At 67.3% G+C, this 12778-nt stretch carries 12 protein-coding genes; 6 read left to right on the top strand and 6 right to left on the bottom strand.

The window, feature by feature from the left end:
• Window positions 1–4 precede the first annotated feature (4 nt).
• Window positions 5–487 (bottom strand): DUF3574 domain-containing protein, encoded by a 483-nt coding sequence (locus A9K58_RS13555; RefSeq protein ID WP_065199831.1) that lies wholly within the window; start codon window positions 485–487, stop codon window positions 5–7.
• Between the two features lie 214 nt (window positions 488–701).
• Between A9K58_RS13555 and A9K58_RS13550 the strand changes: the two genes are divergently transcribed.
• The 4 genes from A9K58_RS13550 to otsA all read left to right on the top strand — a co-directional run bounded on the left by A9K58_RS13550 (window position 702) and on the right by otsA (window position 7319).
• The gene (locus tag A9K58_RS13550) at window positions 702–3137 is read left to right on the top strand and encodes a TonB-dependent receptor plug domain-containing protein (protein WP_065199830.1); all 2436 of its coding nucleotides are present in this window, start codon (window positions 702–704) and stop codon (window positions 3135–3137) included.
• A 236-nt stretch (window positions 3138–3373) separates the two neighbouring features.
• Window positions 3374–4135: a trehalose-phosphatase gene (gene otsB, locus A9K58_RS13545; RefSeq protein ID WP_065199829.1), complete on the top strand. Its 762-nt coding sequence runs from the start codon at window positions 3374–3376 to the stop codon at window positions 4133–4135.
• Between the two features lie 41 nt (window positions 4136–4176).
• On the top strand, window positions 4177–5958 hold the full coding sequence (locus A9K58_RS13540) for a glycoside hydrolase family 15 protein (protein ID WP_065199828.1): 1782 nt from the start codon (window positions 4177–4179) through the stop codon (window positions 5956–5958).
• Window positions 5955–7319, top strand: a complete 1365-nt coding sequence (gene otsA, locus A9K58_RS13535; protein ID WP_065199827.1) for an alpha,alpha-trehalose-phosphate synthase (UDP-forming) — start codon at window positions 5955–5957, stop codon at window positions 7317–7319. The genes A9K58_RS13540 and otsA overlap by 4 nt, the downstream gene beginning before the upstream one ends.
• Window positions 7320–7391: 72 nt before the next feature.
• On the opposite strand, the gene A9K58_RS13530 is transcribed toward otsA, so the two are convergent.
• Genes A9K58_RS13530 through rluD form a run of 4 tightly spaced genes read right to left on the bottom strand, consistent with a single transcriptional unit; the run spans window position 7392 to window position 10090 of the window.
• On the bottom strand, window positions 7392–7829 hold the full coding sequence (locus tag A9K58_RS13530) for a thiol-disulfide oxidoreductase DCC family protein (protein ID WP_065199826.1): 438 nt from the start codon (window positions 7827–7829) through the stop codon (window positions 7392–7394).
• Complete coding sequence (locus A9K58_RS13525) at window positions 7804–8310, bottom strand: DUF4166 domain-containing protein (protein ID WP_065199825.1); 507 nt, start codon at window positions 8308–8310, stop codon at window positions 7804–7806. Before A9K58_RS13525 ends, A9K58_RS13530 begins: the two co-directional genes overlap by 26 nt.
• A 20-nt stretch (window positions 8311–8330) precedes the next feature.
• Entirely contained in the window at window positions 8331–9101 is a 771-nt protein-coding gene (gene pgeF / locus A9K58_RS13520; RefSeq protein ID WP_065199824.1) for a peptidoglycan editing factor PgeF, read from the bottom strand.
• A complete protein-coding gene (rluD, locus tag A9K58_RS13515; protein WP_065199823.1) occupies window positions 9101–10090 on the bottom strand; it encodes a 23S rRNA pseudouridine(1911/1915/1917) synthase RluD in 990 nt (329 codons plus the stop codon). The genes pgeF and rluD overlap by 1 nt, the downstream gene beginning before the upstream one ends.
• A 111-nt stretch (window positions 10091–10201) precedes the next feature.
• On the opposite strand from rluD, the gene A9K58_RS13510 reads away from it, so the two are divergent.
• Both A9K58_RS13510 and A9K58_RS13505 read left to right on the top strand, forming a co-directional pair.
• Window positions 10202–11089: an outer membrane protein assembly factor BamD gene (locus tag A9K58_RS13510; RefSeq protein ID WP_065199822.1), complete on the top strand. Its 888-nt coding sequence runs from the start codon at window positions 10202–10204 to the stop codon at window positions 11087–11089.
• A 199-nt stretch (window positions 11090–11288) separates the two neighbouring features.
• On the top strand, window positions 11289–12491 hold the full coding sequence (locus A9K58_RS13505) for a lipase family protein (RefSeq protein ID WP_065199821.1): 1203 nt from the start codon (window positions 11289–11291) through the stop codon (window positions 12489–12491).
• Window positions 12492–12502: 11 nt separating this feature from the next.
• Here the strand turns inward: A9K58_RS13505 and A9K58_RS13500 are convergent.
• A partial coding sequence (locus tag A9K58_RS13500) for a transposase (RefSeq protein WP_155760494.1) occupies window positions 12503–12778 on the bottom strand: 276 nt, incomplete at its 5' end.

The raw sequence follows: 12778 nt of genomic DNA, 5'->3' as shown, positions 1-12778 counted from the left end.
CAGGTCAGAACGATACGTCAACCGGCTGCCGCGACCACAGCACCGACTGATGCCTGGTCTGCTGCTTCCACGCCTGGCGGATCGCCTCGATGTCGGCGCGGCGCTGCGGGGTATCCTCGTGCAGCACCACCAGCACCTTGGTACGCAGGCGGTTGGGCGCGGCATCGCCGCGGAACAGCCACTGGCCGTAGGCATCGAACACGGTCAGGCCATCCGGGAAGCGCGGGGTCACTTGCTTGTCCAGGAAGGTGCGCCACTGCGCCTCGCTGATGGTGTCGGCCTGCGGTCGGTTGCCGGCGCCCTGCTCCTCGCCCACGCCGAAATACAGTTCGCTGCGCACCCAGCCATGGCCGGCGGAGGGGCGGGCGGCATCACCCTTCAATTCGGCGGTGGTGGCCGTGGCATAGGCGCTGGGCGCCTGCGAAGAGAGGCTGGCGCAGCCGCCGGTGGCCAGCAGCACGGCAAGGACGAGGCCAAGGTGTTTCATCGGTACAGCTCCGGGGGAAGGGGACAAGGCGAGCCGGCAGCGTACAGCGCCACCGGCCCGGCGTGCTGATGCCAACCGCGCATCAGCTCATGCCGGACTGGCAGGGACTTGCATCGGCACCGGCCATCACGCGAAGATAATATATCGCTTCATCCGGATGGATGTAAGTGAAACTATCTCCCCCCTTCCCGTCGTCGTTGTTGCTGGAGTCCCTATGTCCGCCCGCTTGCCCGCGTCGCCGCTCGGCCTCGCCATCGCCCTCGCGCTTTCCTCCGCTGCCGTCCCGGCCCTGGCCCAGGACGCCACCAACCTGGACACGGTGATCGTCACCGGTACCCGCGCCGCCGACCGCACCGTGCTCGAATCCACCTCGCCGGTGGACGTGCTCACCGCCGAGGACATCCGCAAGGCCGGCGTGGTCAACGGTGAGCTTGGCAGTGCACTGCAGGCGCTGCTGCCGTCGTTCAACTTCCCGCGCCAATCCAACTCCGGCGGCGCCGACCACGTACGCGCCGCGCAGCTGCGCGGCCTGTCGCCAGACCAGGTGCTGGTGCTGGTCAACGGCAAGCGCCGCCACCACACCGCGCTGGTCAACACCGACAGCAAGATCGGCAAGGGCACCACCCCGGTCGATTTCAATTCGATCCCGGTCAGCGCGATCAAGCGCATTGAAGTGCTGCGCGATGGCGCCGGTGCGCTGTACGGATCGGACGCCGTGGCCGGCGTGATCAACGTGATCCTCGACAACGGCGGCGACGGTGGCGAGATCGAGGCCAGCTACGGTGCCAACCACACCGATCTCAAGCCGATCGGACGCACCCTCACCGACGGCCAGACCGGCAACTTCAGCGCCAAGGTCGGTACCTCGCTTGGCGAGGACGGCGGCTTCCTGCGCGTCGGCCTGGAATACAAGCACCGCAACGGCACCAACCGTGCCGGCTTCGACCAGATCCCGCCGTGGGACCAGACCCCGGACAACCTGGCGCTGCAGGGCAAGCGCAACTACGTGCTGGGCGATGGCAGGAGCAAGGACATCAACCTCTGGCTGAACACCGAGATCCCGGTGGGCCAGACCTCGACGTTCTACGCGTTCGGCACGTTCAACCAGCGTGATACCCATGGCGCGAATTACTTCCGTTATCCCGATGGCGATGCCAACTGGAAGGAGGTCTATCCGAACGGTTACCGGCCGATCTCCGAGGGCGAGAACCGCGACGTGCAGTCCGTGGCCGGTGTACGCGGGCAGTGGGGCGAATGGAGCTACGACGGCAGCCTGGACTACGGCCAGAACGATTTCACCTACCGCCTGCGTGATTCGCTCAACGCCTCGCTGGGCCCGACCAGCCCGACCCGCTTCAAGACCGCCGATTACCAGTACGCACAGACCGTGGGCAACCTTGATCTGAGCCGCGTGTTCGCCCAGAGCGACAACATCAGCCACACCCTGGGTCTGGGCGTGGAAGCGCGCCATGAGCGCTACCAGACCCGTCCCGGCGACCCGGCCAGCTATGCCGCCGGCCCGTACACCGACCGTCCGACCGGTTCACAGGCCGGCGGCGGCCTGACCCCGCAGGATGCTGCGACGCTGTCGCGCGACGTGGCCAGCGCCTATGCCAGCCTGTCCAGCCAGTTCGGCGAAAAGTTCTCCACCGACCTGGCCGCGCGCTTCGAGCACAACGACGATTTCGGCGGCGAGCTGACCGGCAAGCTCGGCCTGCGCTACGAATTCACTCCGGCCTTCGCGCTGCGCGGCGCGATCTCCAACAACTTCCGCGCGCCGTCGCTGGCGCAGATCGGCTACGAATCCACCTCCACCGGCTACAACGCCGGCGGCCAGCTGGTGCAGGGCCGCCTGCTGTCGGTCAACAATCCGATTGCGCGAGGGCTTGGTGCGCAGGATCTGAAGCCGGAAAAATCGATCAACACGTCGTTGGGCTTCACCAGCCGCATCGGCGAACACTTCGACCTGTCGCTGGACTTCTTCCAGATCGACATCGACGATCGCATCGCACTGTCGGAGAGCATCACCGGCGATGCACTGACCGACTACGTGGCCGCCAACTACGGCGTCAGCGGCCTGCAGAGCGCCAGCTTCTTCGTCAATGCCGCCGATACCCGCACCCGCGGCGCCGAGCTGGTGACCAACTGGCGGCAGTCGCTCGGCGATGGCCAGCTGCTGCTGACCGGCACCTACGCCTACACCAAGACCACGCTGAAGAATGTACTGGCCACGCCGGCGCAACTGCGGGCGCTGGACCCGGACTACGTGCTGTTCGGCATCGAGGAAACCAACACCCTGACCGATGCCACCCCGCGTACGCGCGGCAGTTTCTCGGCGGCCTGGAGCAACGACCACTGGTCACTGAGCAGCCGCGTGAACCGATACGGCAGCGCCACCCGCGTGTTCAACTTCGGTGACGGCTACATCCCGCGCCAGACCTACCAGGCCGAATGGCAGCTGGATGCGGAAATCGAGTACCGCATCACTCCGCGCTGGAGCGTGGCCATCGGCGGGCAGAACCTGACCGACAACTACCCGGATCGCTCCAACAGCGATATCCACTACTTCGGCAACCTGCCGTACGACGTGCTGTCGCCGATCGGCAGCAATGGTGCGTATTACTATGGACGCGTCCGCTATACGTTCTGATCGCATTGGGTAGGTGCGGACCGTTGGTCCGCACGACACGGTAGTGCCGGCCGCTGGCCGGCAGCTTCGTGATCCGGGTGCGGATCTGCTTTGGGTGGGTGCGGACCGTTGGTCCGCACCGCCTGGGCACACTGCAGGCGGACCTGCCGTGCCGGCCAACGGCCGGCACCCACAGAAGCAGGGTCGCAGCCTGCCCTCGACCTGCCGTACACGCTCACGCTGGCATGCTGGGCTGCATGGCTGAACCGCTTCCCCTGCGTCCGCCACCTCCATTGCTGGACGACGCCTGTGCGTTGTTCCTCGATGTTGATGGCACCCTGATCGAATTCGCTGCACGCCCGGATGCCGTGCAGCTGCTGCCGGATGTGCGTGAAGCGATCGGGCGCATCAGCGACCGCCTGGAAGGTGCCGTGGCACTGGTCAGCGGCCGCCCGCTTGAACAGCTGGACCAGCTGTTCGCCCCGCTGCAACTGCCCGCCGCCGGCCTGCATGGTCACGAAGTGCGGGGCCAGAATGGTCGCGTGCTGCGTGACGACCACGATGACGACGACACCGCCGACTGGCTGCACGCGCTGCACCAGCAGGCAATGCGCTTCGCCCACGGCCATCCCGGCGTGCTGGTGGAAGAAAAGGGGGTCGGCCTGGCGCTGCACTGGCGAGGTGCCCCCCACGCTGCGAAGGACGTCCAGGCCTTTGCCAATCGCCACGTGCGCGGCCGTGCGAGCTACCGCCTGCAGCCCGGGGATCACGTTGTCGAGTTCGTTCCAGTGGGCACCGACAAGGGCCGCGCCGTGCGGCGGATGATGCAGTACCTGCCCTTCCGCGGCCGCCTGCCGGTGTTCCTTGGCGATGACCTCACCGATGAATTCGGATTCGACGCCGCCAATGCCCAGCATGGCTGGAGCGTGCTGGTCGGCGAACGCGAGCCCAGCAAGGCCGTGTTCGCGCTGCCCGACATACGCAGCGTGCACGCCTGGCTGCGCGAGAATGCCTATTGACCCGGCCATCCCCCACGGCCGCAACCGAGATGTAGCGCGTGATGACCCAACCCGATCTTGATCTGGGCGTGGTCGGCAACGGCAGCTTCGGCGCCCTGGTCGACAAACATGCCCGCGTGGTCTGGAGCTGCCTGCCCACGTTCGATGGCGATCCCACCTTCTGTGCCCTGCTCGGCCCCAACCAGCAGACCGGCGGCGACTTCGCCGTTGAACTGGAGGATTTCGCCGACAGCGAACAGGAGTACCTCACCAACACGGCCATCCTGCGCACGGTGCTGCGCGACACGCATGGCGGCGTCCTCGAGATCCTCGACTTCGCCCCGCGCTGGCGGCAGAACGACCGTTTCTACCGGCCGGTCAGCCTGATCCGCCAGGTACGTCCGCTGGCCGGCAATCCTCGCATCACCGTGCACGCGCGCCCGCTCGCCGACTGGGGGGCACGTATCCCTGAATCCACCTGGGGCAGCAACCATGTGCGTTGGATCCTGCCCGGGCACGTGCTGCGGCTGACCACCGACGTACCCGTGCGTTTCGTCCGCGATGGCCTTCCTTTCGTGCTCAATCACCCGATCCATCTGGTGCTTGGCGTGGATGAATCGCTCAATCGTTCGATCAGCGGTTACGTGCAGGAGGCCTTCCAGCGCACCCGTGACTACTGGCGCGAATGGGTGCGTTACCTCTCCATTCCACTGGAATGGCAGGACGCGGTGATCCGCAGTGCAATCACCCTGAAACTGTGCCAGTACGAGGACAGCGGCGCGATCATCGCGGCGATGACCACGTCCATTCCCGAAGCCCCCGGCAGCGTGCGCAACTGGGATTACCGCTACTGCTGGCTGCGCGACGCGGCATTCGTGGTGCGTGCGTTGAACCGCCTTGGCGCCACGCGCACGATGGAACAGTTCCTCGGCTACATCTTCAACCTGGCCACCCACGACGGCACCCTGCAGCCGTTATATGGCATCGGGTTCGAGGCCAGGCTGGACGAAGATGAAGTGCCCAGCCTGTCCGGCTACCGCGGCATGGGCCCGGTGCGGCGCGGCAATCTGGCCTGGGTGCAGCGCCAGCACGATGTCTACGGCAGCGTGGTACTGGCCTCCACGCAGCTGTTCTTCGACCGCCGCCTGCAGGATCCGGGTGACGCGCACACCTTCGCCCGTCTTGAACCGCTGGGCGAGCAGGCGTTCGCCCTGCACGACGTGCCCGATGCCGGCCTGTGGGAGTTCCGCGGCCGCACCGAGGTACACACGTACACCAGCGCGATGTGCTGGGCTGCCTGCGACCGCCTGTGCAAGATCGCCGTGCGCCTCAAGCGCGATGACCGCGCCCACTACTGGCGGACGCGCGCCGATACCATCCACGCGCGCATCATGGCCGAGGCCTGGAGCGAGGAACTGGGCCATTTCACCGATACCTTCGGTGGCCACCGCCTGGATGCTTCGTTGCTGCTGCTCGCCGACATCGGCTTCATCGACGCCCTCGACGCCCGCTTCGTCGCCACCGTCGAAGCCATCGGCCGTGACCTCAAGCATGGCAATTCGCTGTACCGCTACATCGCCCCGGACGATTTCGGCGAGCCGGAAACCAGCTTCACCATCTGCACCTTCTGGTACATCGACGCGCTGGCCGCGATCGGCCGCATGGACGAAGCGCGCGAGATGTTCGAGGCGCTGCTGCAGCAGCGCAACCACCTGGGCCTGCTGTCGGAAGACCTGGCCTTTGGCACCGGCGAGGCCTGGGGCAACTTCCCACAGACCTATTCGCACGTCGGCCTGATCACCGCCGCGATGCGCTTGTCGCGATCCTGGCAGGAGGCATCATGAGTCGACTGGTCGTCGTTTCGAATCGTGTTGCGGTCCCCGGCGAGAACCGCGCCGGTGGATTGGCCGTCGGCCTGCTCGCCGCGCTCAAGGAGCGCGGCGGGTTGTGGTTCGGCTGGAGTGGCAAGAGCGTGAAGGAAGGCAGCGGCACCCTGCACCGGCAGAAGGACGGTGACATCGATTACGTCACCCTGGACCTGAGCAAGCGCGAGGTCGACGGCTACTACAATGGCTTCGCCAACCGCACGCTATGGCCGCTGCTGCACTTCCGCCTGGACCTGGTCGACTATGACCGCGGTACCCGCGAGACCTACCACAAGGTCAATGCGCTGTTCGCCGACAAGCTCGCGCCGCTGCTGCGCGAAGACGATATCGTCTGGATCCACGACTACCATCTGATCCCGCTCGGTGCGCTGCTGCGCGAGCGTGGCATTGGCTGCCGCATCGGCTTCTTCCTGCACATCCCGATGCCGTCGGCCGACCTGCTGCAGGCGATGCCCGACCACCTGCGCCTGTTCTCCGCGCTGTATGCCTACGACCTGGTCGGGTTCCAGACCCAGCGCGACGCGGATCGCTTCCAGACCTATCTGCGCCTGTTCGGTGGTGGCAAGGTGCTTGCGAACGGCGAACTGGAAGCACCCGGGGGACGTCGTTTCCGCGCGGCGGCTTTCCCCATTGGCATCGACACCGGACTGATCGCACGCCAGGCCGCCACGGCCGCGACCAAGGCCTCGGTCCGCGATCTTCGCGCCAGCCTGCGCGATCGCCAGCTCGCCATCGGCGTGGACCGCCTGGACTACTCCAAGGGCCTGCCCGAGCGTTTCCTGGGCTTTGAGCGCTACCTGCAGCGCCACCCTGACCAGCGCGGCTCACTGACCTACCTGCAGATCGCACCGGTCTCGCGCGGCGATGTGGCCGAGTACCGGCAGCTGCGCAGCCAGCTCGAGCAGATCGCTGGGCACATCAATGGCGGGCATGCCGAGCCGGACTGGACACCGTTGCGCTACGTCAACCAGAACTTCACCCACGCCACGCTGACCGGCTTCTACCGGGCGGCAGCGGTGGGCCTGGTCACGCCATTGCGCGACGGAATGAACCTGGTAGCCAAGGAGTACGTGGCGTCACAGGATCCGGACAATCCCGGCGTGCTGGTACTTTCCTTGCTGGCCGGCGCCGCCGACGAACTGAAGCAGGCGTTGCTGGTGAATCCGCACGACCTGGACGGTGTTGCCGATGCCATCGCAACGGCTGCCACGATGTCGTTGAGCAGGCGCAAGGAACGCTGGCACGCGATGATGGAGCACCTGCGCACCTACGACATCAACCATTGGCGGCGCAGCTACCTCGACGCACTTGAAGGCTGACGAAAAAAGGGGACGGAGGGGATTAAGTCGTTTGTGCACAAACGACTTAATCCCCTCCGTCCCCTTTTTTCTTCAATCCAGGAACCGCGCGGCCTGCTCCGGTGCAGGCAGATGGCAGGCGTCATGCCGCCCGAACCAGCGGTAGCGGTTGCGTGCCAGCGTGCGATACGCCGCATCGCGCCAGCTGCGTGGCACCATCCGCAGCATGCCGCTCAGGCGCCAGGCGCCGCCCAGCCCGGCCAGTACACGCAGGATCGCATCGGTATCGGTCCAGGCGCCCTGCCCGTCCAGCAGCAGGAACGAGGCGGGATCCTGCGGGTCCAACCCATGCGTGCGCAGCAGCGCGCTGCCCCTCTCGCCCTGCATTGCGGCAAAGCGATAGCGCCCCTTGTGGTCGAAGCGCAGCAGGAAGCGCACCCAGCGGCTGCACAACGCGCACACACCATCGAACACGATCACCGCGCTGTCGTCCCCGGCGGTGGCCCTACTGTGGCTCAAGCCAGCCTTCATAGCGGATCAGGGCTCCCACCCAGGGCAGCGTCACATCGACCAGGAAAGTGTAACGCTCGCCCTGCCAGGCCTCGCGGCAGCGCACGCCGCCGAACCAGCGCGCCGGCAAAGGAATCAGGCCGAACGCCCGGACCCGTCGCACCGACCAGTCGATGCCGCCTTCGCGGGCCTGCAGGTCGAACGCGAAGCGCACCGCACCCAACTGCTCGCACAGATGACCGTCCTGTGCCCACAGTCGTGACACCATCGGCCAGGGTCCAAAACGTCGCGCCCAGCGTTCCCCCTGGCCGTGGACGCTGAACGCTACTTCGGTCGGTACCGCCGCGCCGCGCTCCGGCAACCGGGCCAATGCGGCCAGCAGCGGCACCAGCCAATGCCGGCCGCGCTCGATCCGTGCCAGGCCCGCATAGCGGCACGGCAACGGCGCGGCATGCAGGGCCTGTACCGGGGCGGCCAGGGTCGCTAAGGCCGGGCCCAGCACGTGGGCGAACAGCGGCGTGCTCAGGGTGCGATCCAGGCCAGGGTCGCCATGCGCCCGGTGCGACGGTCACGCCGGTGCGAGTACAGGTCCGGGTCAGCCATCGTCGACACGGTGCCGCCGTACACCTGCGCCGGGTCCATGCCCGCCGCCTGCAGGCGCTGCCGCGCCAGCGCGAACAGGTCCACCTTCCAGTGGCCCGCACGGGTCGCGACGAAGGCCGCCCCGGCCGCTGGATCATGGCCAACAAAGGCGTGGTAGACCTCCTCGCCGATTTCGTAGTCGGCCGGACCCGCTGCGGGCCCCAGCCAAGCCCGCAGTTGCGTCGGTGGCGTGTGCATGGCGGCCACGGTAGCTTCCAGCATGCCATCGGCCAGACCGCGCCAACCGGCATGGGCCGCGCCTACCTCGCTGCCATCGGGGGCGGCAAACACCACCGGCAGGCAGTCGGCGGTCAGGATCGCCAGCACCACGCCCGGCACCGAAGTCACCGCAGCGTCCGCCACCGGTTCGCTGGCACCGGGCACGGGCGGCGCACTGAAGCGCAGCACCGTGCTGCTGTGCACCTGGCGCAGCCAATGCGGCGCGGACGGCAGCGCCAGGCCCTGCCGCAGCAGTTGGCGGTTGTGCTCGACGTTGGCCGGGGAGTCGCCATCGGCCGCGTGCCGGTTGCCCAGATTGAACTGCGCGAACGGTGCCGGGGAAATGCCGGCGCCATGCCGACGCGTGGTCAGCGCCCGGATGCCCGGGGGCGCCGGCCAGTCAGCCTGCAGCAACGGCAGCGCGGCGGCCATTACCAGCGATCCCGCTCGCGAGCCGCAAAGGCTTCGCTGTCCTCGCGCAGCACCTTCATCAGGTGCAGCATGTCCTCCGGCACCGGTGCGGTGTTGCGTACCGGCTCACCGGTGATCGGGTGCATGAACTCCAGGGTCTCGGCGTGCAGGGCCTGGCGCTTGAAGCCACGCAGCGCGGCCACCAGCTCATCGCTGGCTCCCTTGGGCAGCTTCAGCGCGCCGCCATACAACGGGTCGCCAATGATCGGGTGACGCAGGTGCGCCATGTGCACGCGGATCTGGTGGGTACGACCGGTTTCCAGCCGGCATTCCAGCGCGGTGTGCGCGCGGAAGCGCTCGCGCAGGCGGTAGTGGGTGACCGCATCCTTGCCATCCTCGCGCACGGCCATCTTCAGGCGGTCGCGTGGGTGCCGGTCAATCGGCGCATCGGCGGTGCCGCCGGCCACCAGCGCCCCCATCACGATGGCCAGGTACTGGCGATGCACGTTGCGTGCCGCCAGCTGCTCGACCAGCGCGGTCTGCGCCTCCAGGGTCCTGGCCACCACCATCACGCCGCTGGTGTCCTTGTCCAGGCGGTGCACGATGCCGGCACGCGGCAGTACCGCCACCGAGGGGTCGCGGTACAGCAGCGCATTGACCAGGGTCCCGCTGTGGTTGCCGGCGCCCGGATGAACCACCAGGCCGACCGGCTTGTTGATCACCAGCAGGTGCTCGTCCTCGAACAGCACGTCCAGCGGGATGTCCTCCGGCAGGGCATCGGTCTGGGCATCGAGCACCACGTCCAGGGTCACCACTTCGCCACCGCGCAGCGGATCGCGCGGGCGCGCCTGGGCACCGTCCAGCAGCACATCACCGGCCTTGATCCACTCGGTCAGGCGCGAGCGCGAGTACTCCGGGAACAGCTCGGCCACGACGGCGTCGAAACGGCGGCCGGCGGCGGTGTCGGGGACGATGGCCTGGCGGGCCGATTCAGAGGGTTGTTCAGACATGGCAGGGGGTTCTTTGGAATTTTGGGGTCCTGGCGACCGGTTTCAGTCGCTGGACAGGACACTAGGCTATCATCGACCCTTCGTATTCCAGCCGCGTCCCGCCTTGACCCCATGATCCGACGCTCCGCCATGCTCTCCGCGCCCGTCCGCCTCACCGCCCTGCTGCTGGTGCTGGTCATCGCTGCCACCGGCTGCCATCGCGGCGCCAAGAAGGGCGATCGCCCCGATGAAGGGACGCCGGTCGAACAGCTGTACGAGAAGAGCCACAAGCTGATGCAGGGGGGCAACTGGAGCGGCGCCGAGGCCAGCTTCCGCCGTCTGGTCGCCCAGTATCCGTACGGCCCCTACACCGAGCAGGCGATGATCGAAACCGCCTACGCCCAGTACAAGGCCGGCAAGCACGATGATGCGGTGTCCAGCATCGACCGCTTCATCCGCACCTACCCGACCCATCGCAACATTGCCTACCTGTACTACCTGCGCGGCCTGGCCAATTCCAACCGCAGTACGGTCTTCCTGCGCCGCGTATGGTCGCTTGATCCGAGCCGCCGCGACCTGTCCACCCCCCATCAGGCGTATTCAGACTTCAACATCGTGGTCGACCGCTACCCGAACAGCCGCTACGCCGCCGATGCCCGGCAGCGCATGCTGGAGCTGCGTGACGTGTTCGCCCAGCACGAGCTGGACAACGCGCTGTACTACATGCGCCGCGGCGCCTGGGTCTCGGCCGTGGGCCGCGCCAACTACCTGCTGGAAACCTACCCGCAGAGCGCCTTCCAGTACGACGCGGTGGCGGTGCTGGCCGATTCCTACACGCATCTGGGCAACAAGACCCTGGCCGACGATGCCCGTCGCGTCCTGCAGCTGAACCAGCCGGATCACCCGTGGCTGGAAGGCAACTGGCCGAAGTACCCGTGGATGATCCGCAAGCTGAATCCGTTCGCCGGCGAGAAATCCGCAAGCACCGGCCAGCGCAACGCCCGGCTGGAAAAGAAGTAAGCGAGGGCCCCGAAAGGGGCCCTTCTTCTTTGTAGAGTCGAGCCATGCTCGACTGCTTTCCTCGTCCGCCTCCCCGCGCCGGGGCCGGCACCTAGGAATGCTACGAATCCCCGGTGGATGCGACGCCGGTCCCAGTCGGCGCGGCCGAGCCCCTCCACACTGCGGCGCAACGGCCATCCCGGCCGTGAAGGAGCGCCTCATGACCTCGCCCCCACGCCGTTTCCGCCCCCGCGCCTGCCTCCTCGCCACTGCCCTGCTGGCGTTGTCCTCGGCCTCCCTGGCTGCCGCACCGGCAGCACCGGGCGATCTGCTGTCTGCAGCCCCCTATCGCGCGTCGTGGGTGCCCTCCAAGGCCGCGCACGCCTACAAGCTGCACTACCGCACCCCGGATCATCACGGCCAGCTGGCGGAAGGCACCGGCCTGCTGTACCTGCCTGCCGGCACGGCGCCGACGGGTGGCTGGCCGGTCGTTTCCTGGGCACATGGCACCCAGGGCATCGCCGATCGCTGTGCGCCTTCAGTCTCCGGCCCGTATCAGCCCGAGCGCGACGGGCGCTTCCTCGATCAGTTCCTGGCGCAGGGCTATGCCGTGGTCGCTGCGGATTACCAGGGGCTCGGCAGTCCAGGCGGCCATGCCTATCTGCATGTACGCACTGCCGCGCAGAACGTCATCGACATGATCAAGGCCAGCCGCCAGTACCTCGGCAACGGAACGCTGTCGCCGCGCTGGGTCTCGGTCGGCCACTCGCAGGGCGGTGCCGCCGCGCTCACGGCAGGCCACATCGCCCCCACCTACGGTGGGCCGTCGTTGCAGTACCGCGGCAGCTTCACCACCGGGACGCCCACTGCAATCGAGCTGACCGCGCTGGTGATGAAGCCGGACAACCGCACCGCCAATCCTGGCGCGATCAATGCGTATCACGCGTATCTGCTCGATGGCCTGCTGCAGGTCGCGCCGCAGATCGACCGCGTCCTCAGCGACACCGGCCGCGCCCGCGTAGCAGCGGCACGCGAGCAGTGCCTGGGCGAACTGGCCGTCACCCTGGACGGCGCGGATACCGGCAGCATGTTCACTGCACCGCTGACCAGCGTGCCGGGCATCTGGGCCGCGCTGTACGACTACCTCGGCGTACCGCGCCGCGGCTTCAGCCAACCGCTGATGCTGGGCCACGGCAGCGAGGATCGCGATGTGCCCTATCTGACCACCCTGCTGTATGCCGCAGGCCTGGCCCTGCGAGGCGAGCCGGTCGCGTTCCGGCGCTATCCGGTCGACCATCGCGGCACGCTGGACGCCGCAGCGGCGGACGGCCTGGCGTTCGTACGTGCTCGCTTGGCTGATACCCGCTTCGATGAAGCCACCGAAGCCACCGGCCTGGAAAAACTGCTCGACGCCGCAGAGTAGCAACTGTCTTGTCAGGGGCAGCCGGGGGTCACCTCGGCGTCCCGCTTGCGGGCGTTGAGGATTACCAGCATTTTGCGCATAACCGCCACGAGCGCCACCTTGCTCGCTTTGCCCTTGGCCTTCAAGCCAGCGTAAAACGCGCGCAGTCTCGGCTCGTACCGGATGGCGGTGAGGGCCGCCATGTAAAGGGCTTCGCGCACCACCGCGCGCCCACCACTGATGCGTCGCTGACCCTGCCAAGTGCCACTTTCGCGGTTCATCGGGGCCAAACCCACCAGTGATGCTAT

The organism is Stenotrophomonas maltophilia (genome assembly GCF_001676385.1).
In the GTDB taxonomy this organism is placed as follows: domain Bacteria; phylum Pseudomonadota; class Gammaproteobacteria; order Xanthomonadales; family Xanthomonadaceae; genus Stenotrophomonas; species Stenotrophomonas maltophilia_J.
This window is presented reverse-complemented; position numbering and strand designations above follow the sequence as displayed.